Source organism: Caulobacter sp. 602-1 (assembly GCF_003931565.1).
Lineage (GTDB): Bacteria > Pseudomonadota > Alphaproteobacteria > Caulobacterales > Caulobacteraceae > Caulobacter.
Window position 1 is genome coordinate 539,913 of the sequence record NZ_RRYI01000002.1, and the last position, 17,024, is coordinate 556,936.

The 17,024-nt window shown below is 68.7% G+C and carries 13 protein-coding genes; 7 read left to right on the forward strand and 6 right to left on the reverse strand.

What is annotated here, in order from left to right; all coding sequences use genetic code 11:
- Window positions 1–46: 46 nt before the first annotated feature.
- Window positions 47–1,654: an EAL domain-containing protein gene (locus EIK80_RS07185; protein WP_125156277.1), complete on the reverse strand. Its 1,608-nt coding sequence runs from the start codon at window positions 1,652–1,654 to the stop codon at window positions 47–49.
- Window positions 1,655–1,932: 278 nt separating this feature from the next.
- Between EIK80_RS07185 and recA the strand changes: the two genes are divergently transcribed.
- The 3 genes from recA (at window position 1,933) to EIK80_RS07200 (ending at window position 6,639) form a co-directional block, all read left to right on the forward strand.
- Window positions 1,933–3,003, forward strand: coding sequence for a recombinase RecA (gene recA / locus EIK80_RS07190; RefSeq protein ID WP_125156278.1), 1,071 nt, complete (start codon window positions 1,933–1,935; stop codon window positions 3,001–3,003).
- Between the two features lie 380 nt (window positions 3,004–3,383).
- Window positions 3,384–6,029 carry an alanine--tRNA ligase gene (gene alaS / locus EIK80_RS07195; protein ID WP_125156279.1) on the forward strand — a complete coding sequence of 882 codons (2,646 nt, stop codon included), beginning with the start codon at window positions 3,384–3,386 and terminating at the stop codon, window positions 6,027–6,029.
- 145 nt (window positions 6,030–6,174) lie between these two features.
- Window positions 6,175–6,639, forward strand: coding sequence for a hypothetical protein (locus EIK80_RS07200; protein ID WP_125156280.1), 465 nt, complete (start codon window positions 6,175–6,177; stop codon window positions 6,637–6,639).
- A gap of 28 nt (window positions 6,640–6,667) precedes the next feature.
- Here the strand turns inward: EIK80_RS07200 and EIK80_RS07205 are convergent, their stop codons facing one another.
- The 3 genes from EIK80_RS07205 to EIK80_RS07215 all read right to left on the reverse strand — a co-directional run bounded on the left by EIK80_RS07205 (window position 6,668) and on the right by EIK80_RS07215 (window position 9,588).
- Window positions 6,668–7,612: an AEC family transporter gene (locus EIK80_RS07205; protein ID WP_125156281.1), complete on the reverse strand. Its 945-nt coding sequence runs from the start codon at window positions 7,610–7,612 to the stop codon at window positions 6,668–6,670.
- Between the two features lie 10 nt (window positions 7,613–7,622).
- Complete coding sequence (locus EIK80_RS07210) at window positions 7,623–8,201, reverse strand: DUF2939 domain-containing protein (RefSeq protein WP_125156282.1); 579 nt, start codon at window positions 8,199–8,201, stop codon at window positions 7,623–7,625.
- A gap of 175 nt (window positions 8,202–8,376) precedes the next feature.
- Window positions 8,377–9,588: an NADP-dependent isocitrate dehydrogenase gene (locus tag EIK80_RS07215; protein WP_125156283.1), complete on the reverse strand. Its 1,212-nt coding sequence runs from the start codon at window positions 9,586–9,588 to the stop codon at window positions 8,377–8,379.
- Window positions 9,589–9,912: 324 nt separating this feature from the next.
- Between EIK80_RS07215 and EIK80_RS07220 the strand changes: the two genes are divergently transcribed.
- On the forward strand, window positions 9,913–12,336 hold the full coding sequence (locus EIK80_RS07220) for an ATP-binding protein (protein WP_125156643.1): 2,424 nt from the start codon (window positions 9,913–9,915) through the stop codon (window positions 12,334–12,336).
- Here EIK80_RS07220 and EIK80_RS07225 read toward each other — a convergent pair.
- Complete coding sequence (locus tag EIK80_RS07225) at window positions 12,333–13,328, reverse strand: serine hydrolase (RefSeq protein WP_125156284.1); 996 nt, start codon at window positions 13,326–13,328, stop codon at window positions 12,333–12,335. The two genes, EIK80_RS07220 and EIK80_RS07225, sit on opposite strands and share 4 nt — an antisense overlap.
- A gap of 77 nt (window positions 13,329–13,405) precedes the next feature.
- On the opposite strand from EIK80_RS07225, the gene EIK80_RS07230 reads away from it, so the two are divergent.
- The 3 genes from EIK80_RS07230 (at window position 13,406) to EIK80_RS07240 (ending at window position 16,091) form a co-directional block, all read left to right on the forward strand.
- Window positions 13,406–14,212, forward strand: coding sequence for an RNA methyltransferase (locus EIK80_RS07230; protein ID WP_199743410.1), 807 nt, complete (start codon window positions 13,406–13,408; stop codon window positions 14,210–14,212).
- A gap of 90 nt (window positions 14,213–14,302) precedes the next feature.
- A complete protein-coding gene (locus tag EIK80_RS07235) occupies window positions 14,303–14,719 on the forward strand; it encodes a host attachment protein (protein WP_125156285.1) in 417 nt (138 codons plus the stop codon).
- Window positions 14,720–14,798: 79 nt separating this feature from the next.
- The gene (locus EIK80_RS07240; RefSeq protein ID WP_125156286.1) at window positions 14,799–16,091 is read left to right on the forward strand and encodes a DUF1254 domain-containing protein; all 1,293 of its coding nucleotides are present in this window, start codon (window positions 14,799–14,801) and stop codon (window positions 16,089–16,091) included.
- Here the strand turns inward: EIK80_RS07240 and EIK80_RS07245 are convergent.
- Window positions 16,088–16,978, reverse strand: coding sequence for a LysR family transcriptional regulator (locus EIK80_RS07245; protein ID WP_125156287.1), 891 nt, complete (start codon window positions 16,976–16,978; stop codon window positions 16,088–16,090). The genes EIK80_RS07240 and EIK80_RS07245 overlap by 4 nt on opposite strands.
- Window positions 16,979–17,024 lie beyond the last annotated feature (46 nt).

Below are 17,024 nucleotides of genomic sequence, written 5' to 3' on the forward strand. Positions count from 1 at the left end.
GAATGGCTGAAGCGGAACGGAGGGGCCTCGCCCCTCCGTTTTTCGTCTAGCCCCAGCTTTCCGACGCTCCAGCCCGGCGCGCCACCGCGGCGATCGCCGGGGCGGGGCGCAGGGGCGGGCTCGGCCTGTCGGCCGGCTTGCCGTAGAGCCAGCCCTGGGCGAAGTCGACGCCAGCCGCGCGCACGATGTCGGCTACCTCCACCGTCTCGACCATCTCGGCCACGGTGCGGATCTTCAGGTCCTGGCACAGCTCGACCAGGCGACGCACCAGGGCGCCGTCGCGGCCGTTGTCGGCCAATTCGCGGACATAGCGGCCGTCGATCTTGACGATGTCGAGCGACAGCTGCTGCAAATAGGCGAACGACGACGAGCCCGCGCCGAAGTCGTCCAGGCAGACCATCGAGCCCAGGCTACGCAGGCTCTGGATATGGCGGTTGGCGCGCGGCAGGTCGTCGATCGCGGCGGTTTCCGTGACCTCGAAGATCAGCCGACCCTTGGCCTCGTCATGTTTGGACAGCAGGCGACCGATGTGATCGACGAAGGTCTCGTTGACGATCGTTCTCCCCGAAACGTTCACGGCCAGCTTCAGCTTGCGGTCCTGGTCGTTGGCCAGCTTCTTCACCGCCTGTTCGACGATGGCGTGGTCTAGCTCCTCGATCAGGTCGAATTCCTCGGCCATGCGGATCAGGGCGAACGGGCTGCCGCCGTCCTCGAAGCGCACCAGCACCTCGTGGTGATGCGCCTGGCCGGTCGCCAGCGACACCACCGGCTGGTAGGCGAGGTTGAATCGGCGCTGGCTGACGGCCACGCCCAGCGCGCCGGCGCGGGCCAGGGTGCGCTTCACGGATCGGTTCATCGCCTCCGACAGCGTCATCGGCGGCATGTCCTTCAAGCCCTCGCGCAGGAAGTCGTCGAGGGCGTAGCGAAGCGCGCGAAGCGCGCGGGCCGAGCCGCCGCCGGCCTCCAGCGGTACGATGTGAGCGCGGGCCTCGGCGCTGACCATGCGGGTCAAGCGCTTGATCATGTTGTCGGGGCGGTCGTCGCGGGTGCGCAGCAGGGCGAAACGATCGGGTGACAGTTGGGTGGCGGCCGAGCCGCCGTGCGACTCGGCGCGCACGGCGCTGGCGACGCGCAGGTCGAGGGCGGCCGCCTCACCGGGCGTCAGGCCGCCGCGCATCGTCTCCAGGCCGGCGAACTCGACCATGGCCAGCTCCAATTCCAGGCCGGTGACGCGGGCGGCCTCGAACAGACCCTTGGCGATGTCGTCGAACGACTCGCGGGGATGCAGCGTGCCGGCCGTCAACGGCGGACCGGCCGACTGGGCGGCGGTGACGGCCAGCGAGACCCTGCCGTCGTTCTCGGGCAGGGCGCGCAGGATCACGCGGACGTGGCGGTTTCCCGGACCGCCGAGGCGCAGCACCACCGGACCGCGGCGCACGCCGTCGTCGGCGCAGTTCAGCATGGCGTCCATCAGTGGTTGGTCGTCGGCGTGGAACAGGTGCGGCCACACCTTGCCGGTCAGCCCGGCCTCGCTCTGGCCCATGACTTTCTGCGCGGCGCCCAGCGCCAGGCGCACGCGGCCATTTTGCAGCTCGACGAGGAGATCGGCGCTGGCGAACGCCAGGCCCAAAAGGCGACGCGGATCGATGGACAAGTCGGCAATCCCCCCAGAACACCGGGCCCCCAAGAAGCGGCTAAGCTGGCACGGCGGGACTTAAAGAGCCGTTTCGTGCGGATAGGAGCGACCCCATATCCGGTCGCCACGGTGCGACATTATGGCCTACGACAGAAACGGTCGTTTCTCCCGACGAGAACATCTTGCGAACCCGGAACAAAGGGCGTACGCATTAAGGGTGTTCCACAGGTCGTTGTGGCGGGGCGCGGGAAGCGCCGATCGAGCGACCGGAATCATGGGATAGAGGGCGGATCAACATGACAAGTCAGGCGGCATTGAAACTCGTGGCCAAGGAAGAAGGCGACAAGCAACGCGCTCTAGAGGCGGCTCTCGCCCAGATCGACCGTGCGTTCGGCAAGGGCTCGGTGATGAAGCTGGGCGAAAAGGGCAAGGTCGAGATGGAGTCCGTCTCCACCGGCTCGCTCGGCCTGGACATCGCGCTCGGTATCGGCGGTCTGCCCAAGGGCCGGATCATCGAGGTCTACGGCCCGGAAAGCTCGGGCAAGACCACCTTGGCCCTGCACGTGGTGGCTGAGGTCCAGAAGGCTGGCGGCACCGCCGCCTTCGTTGACGCCGAGCACGCGCTCGACCCGTCTTACGCCTTCAAGCTGGGCGTCAATCTCGACAATCTGCTGGTCTCGCAGCCCGACAACGGCGAGCAGGCCCTGGAGATCACCGACACCCTGGTGCGTTCGGGCGCCGTCGACATCGTCGTGATCGACTCGGTCGCGGCCCTGACGCCGAAGGCTGAAATCGAAGGCGAGATGGGCGATAGCCTGCCGGGCCTGCAGGCCCGTCTGATGAGCCAGGCGCTGCGCAAGCTGACCGCCTCGATCAACAAGGCCAACACCATCGTCATCTTCATCAACCAGATCCGTCACAAGATCGGCGTGATGTACGGCAGCCCGGAAACGACCACGGGCGGCAATGCGCTGAAGTTCTACGCCTCGGTGCGCCTGGATATCCGCCGCACCGGCTCGGTGAAGGTGCGTGACGAGATCATCGGCAACAACGTTCGCGTGAAGGTGGTCAAGAACAAGGTCGCTCCGCCGTTCCGCGAGGTCGAGTTCGACATCATGTACGGCGAGGGCATCTCCAAGCTGGGCGAAGTTATCGACCTGGGCGTCAAGGCCGGGATCATCGACAAGGCCGGCTCGTGGTTCTCGTACGGCAGCCAGCGCATCGGCCAGGGCCGGGATAATGTCCGCGAGTTCCTGAAGTCCAATCCCGACGTCGCCGCCTCCATCGAGGCCGCGGTTCGCAAGTCGTCGCAGAAGATCGAGGAAGAGCTTCTGGTCGGCGGTCCGGAGGATGGCGAGGAGGAATAGTCTCCTCGCAAGGTTTCGCGGCCCTCGCCCGACCCCGGGCGTCCCCGCCTTCAACACGCCCGCGGCCGGACCGCCGCGAGGGCCGCGATCGCAGGCCGCCTGGACCCCATGCCAGGCGGCCTTTTTCGTTCAGCGGACGAAGATCATCCCTGCGATACGGGGGAGGTCGCCCAAAGGGCCAGAGCGGGCGAGATGGACGCATGCCGCATCACCCCCTCGGTCGCTCCAGATGGCGCGGGGGGCGTCTCCAGCCTCTCAACCCGTCCTTTTCCGCCCGGTCTAGGGTCCCCATCTGTGGATCGGTTTCCCCTTCGCCAAAAACCGCGCTATGCAGCGCGCGACTCCCGGCCGCTCGCCGGACGCCCAGACTTGAGACGCTCATGCCCAGCCTGAACGAGATCCGCAGCACCTTCCTCGACTATTTCGGCAAGGCCGATCACGCCGTCGTCCCGTCCGCGCCGCTGGTGCCGCAGAACGATCCGACGCTGCTGTTCGTCAACGCCGGCATGGTGCCGTTCAAGAACGTGTTCACGGGGGCCGAGACGCCCGCATATCCGCGCGCGGCCAGCTCGCAGAAGTGCGTCCGCGCCGGCGGCAAGCACAACGACTTGGACAATGTCGGCTACACCGCCCGCCACCACACCTTCTTCGAGATGTTGGGCAACTTCTCGTTCGGCGACTACTTTAAGGAACAGGCGATCCACCATGCCTGGACCCTGCTGACCCGCGACTTCGCCCTGCCGAAGGAAAAGCTGCTGGTCACGGTCTACCACACCGACGACGAGGCGGCCGACCTCTGGAAGAAGATCGCCGGTCTGGGCGACGATCGCATCATCCGCATCCCGACCAGCGACAACTTCTGGTCCATGGGCGACACCGGCCCCTGCGGTCCGTGCTCGGAAATCTTCTTCGACCACGGCGAAGGTATCCCGGGCGGCCCTCCGGGCAGCCCCGACGAGGACGGCGATCGCTTCATCGAGATCTGGAACCTCGTCTTCATGCAGTTCGAGCAGATGGCCGGCGGCGAGCGCGTCCCGCTGCCCAAGCCCTCGATCGACACCGGCATGGGCCTGGAGCGCGTCGCGGCCGTCCTGCAGGGCGTGCACAACAACTATGATGTCGACCTGTTCAAGGCCCTGATCGCCGCCAGCGTCGAGCTGACCGGCGTCAAGGCCGAGGGCGATCAGGCCCCGTCGCACCGCGTCATCGCCGACCACCTGCGCTCGTCCTCGTTCCTGCTGGCCGACGGCGTCACTCCGTCGAACGAAGGTCGCGGCTACGTCCTGCGTCGGATCATGCGCCGCGCCATGCGCCACGCCTATCTGCTGGGCGCGCAGGAACCCCTGATGCACCGCCTGGCCCCGACCCTGGTGGCCGAGATGGGGCAGGCCTATCCGGAGCTGCGCCGCGCCGAGGCCTCGATCGTCGAGACCTTGCGGCAGGAGGAAGAGCGCTTCCGCGTCACCCTGGGCCGCGGCATGGGCCTGCTGGACGAGGCGACCGCCAACCTGACCGCCGGCGGCGTGCTGGACGGCGAGACCGCCTTCAAGCTCTACGACACCTACGGCTTCCCGCTGGACCTGACCCAGGACGCCGTGCGCGCCAAGGGCCTGACCGTCGACACCGACGCCTTCGACGCGGCGATGCAGAAACAGCGCGACATGGCGCGCGCCAACTGGGCCGGATCGGGCCAGCAAGGCGCCGCGGCCGCGTGGTTCGCGATCAAGGAAAAGGCCGGCGCCACCGACTTCGTCGGCTATGAGACCACCGAGACCACGGGCGTGGTCAAGGCGATCGTCGTCGATGGTGTGGAAGTCCAAGGCGCCACGGGCGGGACGACCGTCGAGGTGCTGCTGGACCGCACCAGCTTCTACGCCGAAAGCGGCGGCCAGGCCGGCGACACCGGCGTGCTCGAGGCCAACGGCCGCGAGAACCGCGTGATCGACACCCAGAAGCAGGCCGGCGACCTGTTCGTTCACCGCGTCGAGCTTTCGGGCGACCTGAAGGTCGGAGACCAGGTCGTGGCCTCGGTCGACGCCGAGCGCCGCCACACCACCCGTTCCAACCACTCGGCCGCACACCTGGTGCACGCCGCCCTGCACCACGTGCTGGGTCCGCACGTCGCCCAGAAGGGCCAGATGGTCGATGGCGAGCGCATGCGCTTCGACTTCAGCCACGGCGGCCCGCTGACGGCCGAGGAGCTGGACAAGATCGAGGCCGAGGTCAACGCGGTCATCCGCCAGAACGTCCCGGCCGAGACCAAGGAAATGGCGCCGCAGGAAGCCATCGAGGCCGGCGCCGTGGCGCTGTTCGGCGAGAAGTATGGCGACAGCGTCCGCGTGCTCACGCTCGGCAAGTCGCTGAGCGATGAGGCCAAAGCCTATTCGGTCGAGCTGTGCGGCGGCACTCACGTGGCCCGCACCGGCGACATCGCCCTGTTCAAGATCGTCTCGGAGCAGGGCGTCGCCGCTGGCGTGCGTCGCATCGAGGCCCTGACCGGCGAGGCGGCCCGCCGCTTCCTGCTGGATCAGGCGGGCGTGGCCAAGTCGCTGGCCGACCAGTTCAAGACCCCGGTCGCCGAAGTGGGCGCTCGTGTCGACGCCCTGATCGCCGACCGCAAGCGTCTCGAGAAGGAACTGGCCGAGGCCAAGAAGCAGCTGGCCCTGGGCGGCGGCGGCGGAGCCGCGGCGGGTCCTGAAGATGTCAACGGCACGGCCCTGATCGCCCGCGTCCTGGACGGCGTCGGCGGCAAGGAGCTGCGCGGCGTGGCCGAGGAGTTCAAGAAGCAACTGACTTCGGGGGTCGTGGCCCTGGTCGGCACGTCGGACGGCAAGGCGGCCGTCACCGTGGCCGTCACCGCCGACCTGACCGGCAAGTTCAGCGCCGCTGACCTCGCCAAGGCCGCCGTGATCGCCATGGGCGGCCAGGGCGCGGGCGGCAAGGCCGACTTCGCCCAGGGCGGCGCGCCGGACGACAGCAAGGCCAACGAAGGCCTGGCCGCCGTGAAGGCGATCCTGGCGGGCTGATCGACCTGACGGTTCGAATGACGATGGGGACGCCGCGAGGCGTCCCCTTTTTCATGCCGACGCTTGACGGCGCGCCCGCTTCCGCGTTGATTTACTTCTGTAGTCTCATGGGGGCGAGATGCGAAACGGGATCGGATTGGCGCTGTTGGCCGCTCTGACCGCCTGCGATCAGGCGCCGGCCCCCTCTACCGCCATCCCGCCGCCGTCCTTCTGGCGTGTCGAGATCGTCGAGGACTCTGGCGGCCAGACCGGCGCGGTCGAGGTCTGCGCCAATCCGGAGATCTTCGCCGCCTTCTCGCGCGCCGAGCCCAGCATAGCCGGCCAGCCGTGCAAGCCCTATGGCAAGCCCGCGACCGACACGCCGACCGATTATGCTGGACGCTGCGAGGCCAACGGACAGCGCTACGGCCTCTACGTCTCGACCCAGGGTGACCGGGCCAGCGACTTCACCGTCCGCTTCGCCCTGCAGCCGCTCCAGACCGACATCGGCACGGTCGTTCAGGCTCGTCGCTATCGCCGGCTCGGTGACTGCCCCGCCGGCTGGAAGGCCGGCGATCAGGCCAAGGTCGGCGGCGGCCCCGCCTCGAACCTGCTTGCGCCCAAGGTCTAGTCTGCCCCTCCAGAGGGACCGACGCGTCCTAGCTGACGCGGGCCGTCAGCAGCAGCGCCACAACGGACAGGGTGATCGCCGAGAGCGCCGTGGTCAGGGCCACGATCCGCGCCGCGCCGCGCGGCCAGACGCCGTACGCTCGGGTCTGGATGAAGACATTGACCGCCGTCGGCGCGGCCGCCAGCAGGGTCGCGCCGGCGCGGAAGAGGGGCGGGGCGGGGGTCAGGCCGACGGCCAGCCAGACCAGCAGCGGGAAGGCGGCCAGCTTGACGAGCGTGGCCAGGACCACCGGCGCGGTCGCGGGAGCGGCTTCGTTATCGGCCTCGCTCAGACCTAGGGCCGCGCCCAGCGCCACCAGACCGACGGGGCTGCCTGAGAAGGCGGCCATGCCGACCGCGCGGTCCAGCGGCTCCGGCAGGGCGATGTCCAGCAGGGCCAGGGCGACGCCGCCCAGGGCCGCGACCACGACCGGATTGTGGAACGCCTGCACGGTCGAGCGCCAGACCGACCGACCGGCCGCCCAGCCGAGCAGGCCCACGCCGGCGGTCGCCAGCACCGCGAAGTCGATGGCCACCACCCCCGCGGCCAGCCGTGCGGCTTCGGCCCCGAGGACCGAGGCGGTGACGGGGAGGGCCAGGAAGGCGCTGTTGCCGACCCCGGACGCCATGCCAGCCCCGGCGCGCTCGGCCCGGTTCCAGCCCAGCGTACGGCCCGCCGCCACGGTCGCGGCCATCAGCAGAAGGCCGATACAGGCATAGGCGACCAGGCCCAGGATCAGGTCATGGCTGGGCCGACCCAGGCGCGACAGCGAGTGAATCAGCAGGGCGGGAAAGCCGACCCAATAGACATAGGCCGACAGACCTTGGGTCATCCGCCCGTCCAGCAGGCGCAGCCGGACGAGGGCCACGCCCGCGCCGACCAGCAGGAAGAACGGCCAGACCCGGGACAGAACGTCGAGGACGAGGTGCGTCACGAGAGGCGGATCAGCCCTGGCGCTCGTCGCCGGGCAGGCGGATGTGCACCAGCTTCCAGGTGAACAACGCCCTGCGCTCGAAGGTGAAGATCGTGACCCTGCCGCTACCGTCCGGCCGCTTGACCGCGATGCGCACACGGTTGGGGTCCCAGTACGCGATACTGGGATAGGGCCCCTTGAGGGTGTCCTTGACCTGGCCGCCCAGCGAGGTGTCGCGGGACATGGCGGGCGGGGCCTTGCCCGGGGCGTAGCCGCGGGTCAGGGCCGAGACGCCGGCCACGGTCAGGTAGCGGTCGACCTTGGGCTCCGGCGGGGCGAGGGGTTCGATGGCCTTCTTGAAGGCGCTGAGCGGGTCGCGCCAGATCGACGGGGTTTCCGGCTGGGCGACCGGCGCGTCGGCCACCAGCTGGCCGGTCAGGCTGCGACGCACGGCGGGGAAGTCGACCAATTCACCGATCGCCTGCACGTCCTCGTACTGGGCGGCGGCCTTCAGGGCGCGGAAGGCGAACCAAGGCGCGGTGGCGAAGGCGGCGGCGAAGACGAAGATCGCTAGAACGATCAGGTCCCAGATCCGCTTCTGCAGGGTCATGCCGCCTCCGAAAGGTTAACGCCGGATATCCCAGCTATCGCCGTTCTCCGCAAGGCCGCTCGCGTGAGAGGCGCGGACGATGGAAGAGGGGCGGGCGGAGCGGACAGCGGGAGACGAAAAACGCCCCGGAGGCTGTCCTCCGGGGCGTTGTCGTTCAGGCCGGAGCCCGAAAGGCCTAGGCCATGGCCTTCTTCAGGTTCTCGTCGATCTTGTCGAGGAAGCCTTCGGTGGTCAGCCAGCCTTGCTTGTCGCCGACCAGCAGCGCCAGATCCTTGGTCATGAAGCCGCTTTCGACGGTGTCGACGCAGACCTTTTCCAGGGTCAGGGCGAAGTTGGCCAGGTCCTGATTGTTGTCCAGCTTGGCGCGGTGGGCCAGGCCACGCGTCCAGGCGAAGATCGAGGCGATCGAGTTGGTCGAGGTGCTCTCGCCCTTCTGGTGCTGGCGATAGTGGCGGGTGACGGTGCCGTGGGCGGCTTCGGCTTCCACCGTCTTGCCGTCCGGCGTCATCAGCACCGAGGTCATCAGGCCCAGCGAGCCGAAGCCCTGGGCGACGATGTCCGACTGCACGTCGCCGTCGTAGTTCTTGCAGGCCCAGACGTAGCCGCCCGACCACTTCAGCGCCGAGGCGACCATGTCGTCGATCAGGCGGTGTTCGTAGTGGATGCCCTTGGCCTTGAAGGCCTCAGCGTATTCGGCGTCGTAGATTTCCTGGAAGATGTCCTTGAAGCGGCCATCATAGGCCTTGAGGATCGTGTTCTTCGTGGAGAGGTACACCGGATAGCCGCGGCCCAGGCCGTAGGCGAACGAAGCGTGGGCGAAGTCGCGGATCGAGTCGTCGAGGTTGTACATGCCCATGGCGACGCCCGAGGAGGGGGCCTTGAACACTTCGTGCTCGATCGTGGCGCCGTCTTCGCCGACGAACTTGATCGTCAGCGTGCCCTTGCCCGGGAACAGGAAGTCGGTGGCCTTGTACTGATCGCCGAAGGCGTGGCGGCCGACGATGATCGGCTGGGTCCAGCCCGGCACCAGACGCGGCACGTTCTGGCAGATGATCGGTTCACGGAAGATCACGCCGCCCAGGATGTTGCGGATCGTGCCGTTCGGCGACTTCCACATCTTCTTGAGATTGAATTCCTTCACGCGGGCCTCGTCCGGCGTGATGGTGGCGCACTTGACGGCGACGCCATGCTTCTTGGTCGCGTTGGCCGCGTCGATGGTCACCTGATCGTCGGTGGCGTCGCGGTTCTCGACCGACAGGTCATAGTAGTCCAGCTCGAGGTCGAGATACGGGAAGATCAGCTTGTCCTTGATGAGCTTCCAGATGATGCGGGTCATTTCATCGCCGTCCATGTCGACGACGGGATTGGCGACTTTGATCTTGGCCATTGCGGGGATGTTCCTCTGGCGGTGGCGCGCCTGTGGCGATCTGGCGCACAGGGCCAGGAAGCGGCGCGGTCCGGGAGGCTATAGACTGTTGCGTCGCGGGGGAAAAGCGGGTCGGTTGGACCTGGTGATCAAGTTCAGCTTTTCGGCGTGGAGTTTCGAGCGCGACGGCCCAGGGCGGGGCCTGACCGTGTTTCGTGAGGCGTGGCCTCGTTTCTCGAGGACGCGAGACGGTCTGTAACGGCGGGCTTGGGGGAGCTGTTTTTGAACACGAGTTCCGGAGCGGTCACGAGCGTGACGACGCCGCTGGCGCGGCGGCTCCTGACCATGGTGGCGATTCTGTCGATCGCGGTGACGGGCGTCGCGACAGCGGCCGCCTTCGTCTTCGTGCGCAAGAGCGCCGCCGACACCCAGACGCGCCACCTGGCCGAGTATGTCGGCGAGCGGGTCAAGACCGAGGACCGCCTGTTCTCCGACCTGGTCAAGGTCCACGACGCGGCGAGCGAGGCCCTGACGCGACGCCTGGACGTGGGCGACGCCCCCGAGATCCATGCCCAGTTCGAGCGATTGTTCCCGGAGAAGGGCGACGGCACCCGGCGCTCGGCCGACGGCCTGTTCAACGGCGCGCGGATCGGCGACCGCTACGTCTATGGCATAGGCGGCTACCTGCCCGACGCCGACGCTATGAGCCTGCCCGAGCAGCAGCTGTTCGTCGCCGCCACGGACGTGGTGGCCGCGACCGGTGAGGCGGGGATCCGCCACTACGACAACTTCTACTTCTTCACGCCCAGGACGCGGATGGTGATGTTCGGGCCCCACCGGCCGGACAAGCTGCTCTACTACCGCCGCGACGCCCCGCCGAGCCTCGACATCAGCCAGGAGGAGATGACCCTCCTGACCCTGCCCGAGAACAATCCGGACCGGGTGATGAAGTGCACCAAGCTGCGGCGCTTGATCTCAGATCCCAGCGGTCGAGGGTTGAACGCGGCCTGCATGACGCCCTTCTACTACAAGGGCCAGTTCATGGGCGCGTTCGGCACCAGCCTGTCGCTCGACAGCTACCTGTTGCGCGCCGTGGCCGATGCTCTGCCGGGCGGGCGTAACCTGATCGTCGCCGACGATGGCGAACTGATCGGCGCCCAGGGATTGGCTCGGGACGGCGTGGTCGACGCGGCTCTGCTGCGCAAGTTCGAGACCGACAACGACCTGAAGAACCTGGTGGACACGATCCGCGCGCAGAAGCGCGACGTGGGCGCCGTCCTCACGCCCAGGGGGGATCGACTGGTGGCCTATGGCCGACTCGTCGAGCCGGGCTGGTGGTTCCTGATGACCTTCCCGCCCGGCGACATCGTCTGGTCGTCGCTGAAGACCGCCTCGTGGGTGCTGCTGTTCGGCTTCTTCGGCGTAGCCCTGCAGGTGTTGCTGCTCTACCGCCTGACCAACCAGATGGTGGCCGCGCCGCTGGAGGCCCTGGCCGAGGCCCAGCGCCGGGGCGACCCGGCCGCCGCCCAGCCGATCGAGGCCCGCACCGACGAGATCGGCTCCTTGGCCAGAGCGCTCCGCAGCCAGCGGGAGCGCAATGAGGAACTGCGCCGCTCGCTGGAGGATCGCGTGGCCGAGCGCACCGCCGAGCTGGAGCGGGCCAACCAGGCCAAATCGGTGTTCTTGGCCAACATGTCCCACGAATTGCGCACGCCGCTGAACGGCGTGATCGCCATCGGCGACCGCCTGGGCGACGAGGAAGACCCGATCGCCCGCCGCGAACTGGCGGCTTTGGTCTCCTCGTCGGGGCGCTTGCTGGAGCAGGTGCTGGGCGACATCCTGGACGTTTCCAAGATCGAGGCCGGCGAGTTCCAGCTGACGACCGGGCCGTTCGACCTGACCCAGCTGGTGCGGGGCATGGCCGAGCTGCACGCCGCCGCCGCGGAAGCCAAGCAACTGGTCTTCCGCTGGTCGGTCTCGCCCGACACGGAAGGAACCTATGAGGGCGACTCTGGGAGGATCAGCCAGATCCTCTCGAACCTCCTGGCCAACGCCGTGAAATTCACCGAGCGGGGCGAGGTGTCGCTTGAGGTCGACCGGGTGGATGACAAGGTCCGCTTCGTCGTGCGCGACACGGGGGTCGGCTTTGACGAGGGCGTACGCGATCGCCTCTTCAAGCGCTTCGTCCAGGCCGACCAGTCGATCACCCGCCAGTTCGGTGGCACGGGCCTGGGCCTGTCGATCTGCGCGGCCCTGGCCGAGATGATGGGCGGCGGCATCAGCGCCGACGCTTCGCCGGGGCGCGGCGCGCGCTTCGAGGTGCTGCTGCCGCTGAAGCGCTGCGCGACCGTAGCCGAGGCCGCCGTCGAGGAGGACCGTGAAATCTCGCTCGAGGGCATGCGGGTGTTGGTCGCCGAGGACCATCCCACCAACCGTAAGGTCGTCGAGATCGTGCTGGAGCCGTTCGGTGTCGACCTGACCATGGTCGGGGACGGCGAGGCGGCGCTAAGGGCGCTGGACGAGGCCAGCTTCGACGCGGTGCTGATGGACATGCAGATGCCGGTCATGGACGGACTGACGGCCACGCGCGCGATCCGGGCTCGCGAGGCCGCCTCGGGCGCGCCGCCGATCCTGGTGGTCATGCTGACGGCCAACGCCATGGAGGACCATATCGCCGCCGCCGAGGCCGCCGGCGCCGACCTGCACCTGGCCAAGCCGCTGCATCCTGCGCAGTTGCTGGAAGCCCTGGCGCGGGCCTGGAAGCGTTAGAACTCCTTCAAGACCGCCCGGCCGACGTCGGTGATGATCGCCTCGCGCTGGGCGGCGTCGGCGGTCGAGGCGGTCAGGAAGACGACGAAGGCGATCCGGCGGCCGTCCTTCAGTTCGACGAAGGCCACGGCGTGGTTGGTGGGCTGCACGCCGAGGTCCGACCGCGGGGCGCCGGCCGACTGGATGATGCTGGCGCCGTCGGGCAGGGCGTCGGCCAGGTAGCCAGGATCGCGGCCCAGCAGGCGCGCCGGGTCCGGCTTGAACAACAGCTCGCGATTGATGAAGGCCTCCAGCAGGCGGACCAGCCCGACTGGCGTGGCGGTGTCGCGCGGGTCGGTCGCGCGAGCCTGGGCCGCGCGAGCGCGCGCGTCGGCCGGCACGGCGTCGACCGCCTTGCGCCAGGCGACGTCGCCCTTCCAGTCGGCGCGGAACGAAGCCAGGCCTCGGGCGTCGGTGGCGATCTGGCGGCGGTAGCGGTCGACGCTGACGTGCTCGAGCCGCTTGACGTCCAGCCATCCGTTGACGCCGCCCGGCCCGCCGACCCGCCTGGTCAGCAGGTCGAGCGCGGTGTTGTCGCCTTCCCGGGCCAGGGTCTCCAGCTCCGCGACGCTCCAGGTTTGGCGTCCCGGCCAGGCGTCGGCCACGGCGCTGGGCGGCGGCGAAAGGTCGACATCGCGGACGGACAGGATCTCGCCGGGCGGCAGGCGCCCGGACTCGGTCTCGGCCATCACCGACGCTAGGATCGGGATGCGCGCGGCGCTGCCCAGCGGGAACGGCCGGTCGCCGTTGAACGCCCAGAGTTGACGCGTGCCGAGATCCTCGACCGCCACGCCCAGCACGGCAGGCGCCGCGCGGGCGGCGATGGCCTCGATGCGCTTCTGGAGGTTCTTTGGCTTCATGGCCGGCTCTTCCTGCCCCAGCATCGGCTTCTCGCCGCAAGAGGCCAGCACGGGCAGGGCGAGGAGGGCGGTCAGAAAGGCGCGGCGTGACATCCCCGCTAAACGCGGCCGTGGCGGTTCGGCTGCGCTGCCTCTTGCATACGGTGCGCGGTCGGCGGCAAAGGGTGCGGATGACCGAAGACTTCAAGCCCGTCCCGCCCAAAGTCACGCCGCCGTGCGTGATCCTCAACGAGCCCCAGCTGGCCGAGAACATCGGCGCGGTAGCTCGGGTCATGGCCAATTTCGGGCTCTACGACCTGCGCCTGGTGCGACCACGCGACGGCTGGCCGCAGGAGCGGGCCTGGGCAAGCGCCTCGGGCGCCAGCTGGCCGCTGGACGACGCCAAGGTGTTCGACACGTTGGAAGCGGCGATCGCCGACCTGAAGCTGGTCTACGCCACCACGGCCCGCCCGCGCGAGACGCGGCTGCCGGTCTACACGCCACGTGAAAGCGCCGGCCACCTGGCCGAGGAGGTCGACCTGGGGCGCGGCGTCGGCCTGCTGTTCGGCGGCGAGCGCGCGGGTCTGGAAACCCACGACATCGCCCTTTGCCAGGCCATCGTCTCGATCCCGATCGACGAGCGCTTCCGCTCCCTGAACCTGGCCCAGGCGGTGTCGATCAACGCCTACGAATGGAAGATGACCCAGGACGACCGGCCCTGGAAGAAGTTCGAGCAGAACGTCGAGGAACCCGCCGATCAGGCGACCCTGATGGGCCTCTACGAACATCTCGAGGGCGAACTGGACAAGGCCGGCTTCTACCATCCGCCCGAGAAGCGGCCCTCGATGGTCCGCAACCTGCGCGTCCCCTTGGCCCGCGCCCGCCTGACCGACCAGGAGGTGCGCACCTTCCGCGGCGTGATCACCGCGCTCAGCAAGGGGCGCGGCCGCGTTCTGGCCAAGCTGGCCGCCAAGGCCGCCAAGAGCGAGGCTCCTTAAGGATCGGGCCGCGGCGCGAATTTGACTTTAATCATCCTTGCGGCGCTCCGGCGGGCGCACGCTGTGGTCATGGCCAAGCAAGGAGCTTCCATGACCCCCGATGCAACAACCCTCATCGTCGTCGCCGACGGACGTCGCGCCCGGCTGCTGGAGCAGACGCGGATCGATGGACCGCTGCACGATCGGCCCGAATGGCTGGCCGATGTTAAGGAACATCACGATCACGCCGCGCCCAGCCATATCACCCATTCGGGCGACGCGCGCGATCGGGCCGAGAAGGCGTTCCTCGCCGATCTGGCCAGGCGCGTGGAGGCCCTGATGGCCAAGCATGGCCTGGATCAGGTGATCCTCGTGGCGCCGCCCCGAGCTCTGGGGCACCTGCGCGAGGCCCTGTCGGCGGCCGTCGCCAAGAAGGTCGTCGGCTCGGATGCGCACGACCGCGTCGACGCCACGCTGATCACCCTGGAAAGTGTCGTTCACGCCGCGCGTTTCGCCAGCGCGGCCTGAGCATTTGACGGCGCGCGACGCTTGCATCCCGCGCCGTTCCCGCGTTCACTCCCTTCAAACAAATGTTGGGGAGGGCGGCATGAACCGTCGTGAACTGCTGGCCTTGGCCGGGGCCTTGGGGCTTGCCCCAAGCTTGGCGCGCGCCGCTGTCCAGGAAAAGATGGACGGCGACGCCACCGCCGCGCGCGACGCCTATCTCTACGCCCTGCCCCTGATCGAGATGGCCACGACCCGGGCGCGCCTCCTCAAGACCCCCGGCGCGGCTATCAACAGGCTGAGCCACACCCGCGCCCTGTCGGATCATACGGCCCGCTGGGTCACGACGCCCAACAACGACACCCTCTATTCATCCGCCTTCCTGGATCTTTCCAAGGGGGCCGCGACCCTGACCATCCCGCCGATGGGCAAGCGCTACTACTCGGTGGCGGTGATGGACATGTTCACCAACAACAACGTGGTGCTGGGGACGCGTACGATCGGCGGCGAGGGCGGGACCTTCACCCTGGTCGGGCCGGGCCAGGCCTCGACGGGGCCGAACCCCGTCCGCATCGCCACGCCGCACGCCTGGATGCTGATCCGCATCCTGACCGACGGCGGCGAGGATCTGGCCGCCACCCACAACGCCCAGGACGGCTTCGTGCTGAAGGGGGCCGCTGGCGGTCCGATCGCCGCCTACGCGGCCCGCGACGCCAAACCGGCCGACTACTTCGCGACCGCGCGGGCCCTGCTGGCCAGCGATCCGGGCCCGCCGACCGACCTGAAGATCCTGCGCCGCACGAGCGCGTTCCTGGGCGGGGGTCCGTTCAGAGAAACCGCGGCCGTCGACGGCGTCGACGAGGCCAAGATGATCACCGTCTTCGCCAAGGGGCGGCAGGTGTTCACCGGCGGCTGGTCGTATCCGAGGCCCAACCTCGGCGACTACGGCCAGGACTATCTCTATCGCGCCATCGTCGCCCTGCAGGGCCTGGGCGCTCTGCCGGTGGCCGAGGCCGTGTACTTGAAGGCGGCCGGCGACGACGGGGCGGGGAGCTTCACGGGCGACGGCCCCTATCGCCTGAGCCTGCCGGCCCAGCTGCCGCTGGACGGCTTCTGGTCGCTGTCGATGTACGAGGCCACGGCCGACGGCCAGTACTTCTTCACCGACAACCCGCTCAAGCGCTATGCGATCGGCGATCGCACGCCAGGGCTGAAGCGCAACGCCGACGGAACGCTCGACCTCTGGATCGGCCGCGTCGACCCGGGCGGCGACAAGACCGCCAACTGGCTGCCCGCGCCCAAGTCCGGCCCGTTCGCCATGTATCTGCGGGCCTACCTGCCCAAGGCGGAACTTCTGGACGGCCGCTTCCGGTTGCCGGCGGTGGTCAAGGTCTAGCCGGCCTCGGCCAGGCTGCGTTCAAGGTGCTCGACCAGCAGGCGGGCCTTGGCGGGCAGCAGGCGCAGGTGCGGATAGACGGCCCAGACGCCCTCGTCGGCCGGGCGGTTGGCCTCCAGCAGAGGGACCAGCCGGCCGTCGGCGATGGGGGCGTCGACATAGAAGTTCGGCAACTGGCAGATCCCCAGGCCTTGCAGCGTCGCGTCCAGCACCGACTGACCGCTGTTGCAGCGCCAGCGCCCTTGCGGCTTGAAGGCGATCTCGCGCTCGCCGTCCGGGCCATGCTCGCGCAACGGCCAGGTGTCGACCGCGCCCAGAACGCAGGCGTGGCGCGAGAGGTCGGCGATGGCTTGCGGGGCGCCGGCGCGGGCCAGGTAGCTGGGCGCGGCGCAGAGTCGCCGGGTGCGCGAGGCAAGGCGCTTGGCGATCAGCCGGCTGTCGGTCAGGCGGCCAAAGCGTATGGCCAGGTCGAAGCCCTCGCTGACGATGTCGCGCACCGCGTCGTCCAACTCGATCAGGATCGACAGTTTGGGGTGGGCCAGCATGAAGGTGTTCACCGCCGGGGTCACGAACCTCTCGCCATAGGCCGTCGAGCAGGTCATGCGCAGCAGGCCCTTCAGCTCGCCGTCTTCCTCGCCGACGGCGGCCAGGGCCTCGTCGCGGTCGAGGATCAGTTGCCGGCAGCGGGCGAGGAAGGCGCGGCCGGGGTCGGTCAGGCTGACGCGGCGCGTGGTGCGATAGAGCAGGCGCGTCTGCAGCCGCTCTTCCAGTCCCGCCACCGCGCGGCTGACGCCGGAGGTCGACAGGCCCAGGCGAAGAGCGGCCTTGGAGAAGCTTTCGGCCTCGGCCGTGGCCACGAATTCGTCGATCCCGTCCCAGCGGCTCATGCGGCAGGGATGCGCCGATTATTCTTTGTGAGCAACAATGTTTTGC

Excerpts from the sequence above, each read along its gene's own strand:
- recA (WP_125156278.1), top strand. The coding sequence starts at position 1,933 with ATGACAAGTCAGGCGGCATTGAAACTCGTGGCCAAGGAAGAAGGCGAC.
- alaS (WP_125156279.1), top strand. The coding sequence starts at position 3,384 with ATGCCCAGCCTGAACGAGATCCGCAGCACCTTCCTCGACTATTTCGGC.
- EIK80_RS07210 (WP_125156282.1), bottom strand. The coding sequence starts at position 8,201 with ATGACCCTGCAGAAGCGGATCTGGGACCTGATCGTTCTAGCGATCTTC.
- EIK80_RS07215 (WP_125156283.1), bottom strand. The coding sequence starts at position 9,588 with ATGGCCAAGATCAAAGTCGCCAATCCCGTCGTCGACATGGACGGCGAT.
- EIK80_RS07220 (WP_125156643.1), top strand. The coding sequence starts at position 9,913 with ATGGTGGCGATTCTGTCGATCGCGGTGACGGGCGTCGCGACAGCGGCC.
- EIK80_RS07225 (WP_125156284.1), bottom strand. The coding sequence starts at position 13,328 with ATGTCACGCCGCGCCTTTCTGACCGCCCTCCTCGCCCTGCCCGTGCTG.
- EIK80_RS07230 (WP_199743410.1), top strand. The coding sequence starts at position 13,406 with ATGACCGAAGACTTCAAGCCCGTCCCGCCCAAAGTCACGCCGCCGTGC.
- EIK80_RS07235 (WP_125156285.1), top strand. The coding sequence starts at position 14,303 with ATGACCCCCGATGCAACAACCCTCATCGTCGTCGCCGACGGACGTCGC.
- EIK80_RS07240 (WP_125156286.1), top strand. The coding sequence starts at position 14,799 with ATGAACCGTCGTGAACTGCTGGCCTTGGCCGGGGCCTTGGGGCTTGCC.
- EIK80_RS07245 (WP_125156287.1), bottom strand. The coding sequence starts at position 16,978 with ATGAGCCGCTGGGACGGGATCGACGAATTCGTGGCCACGGCCGAGGCC.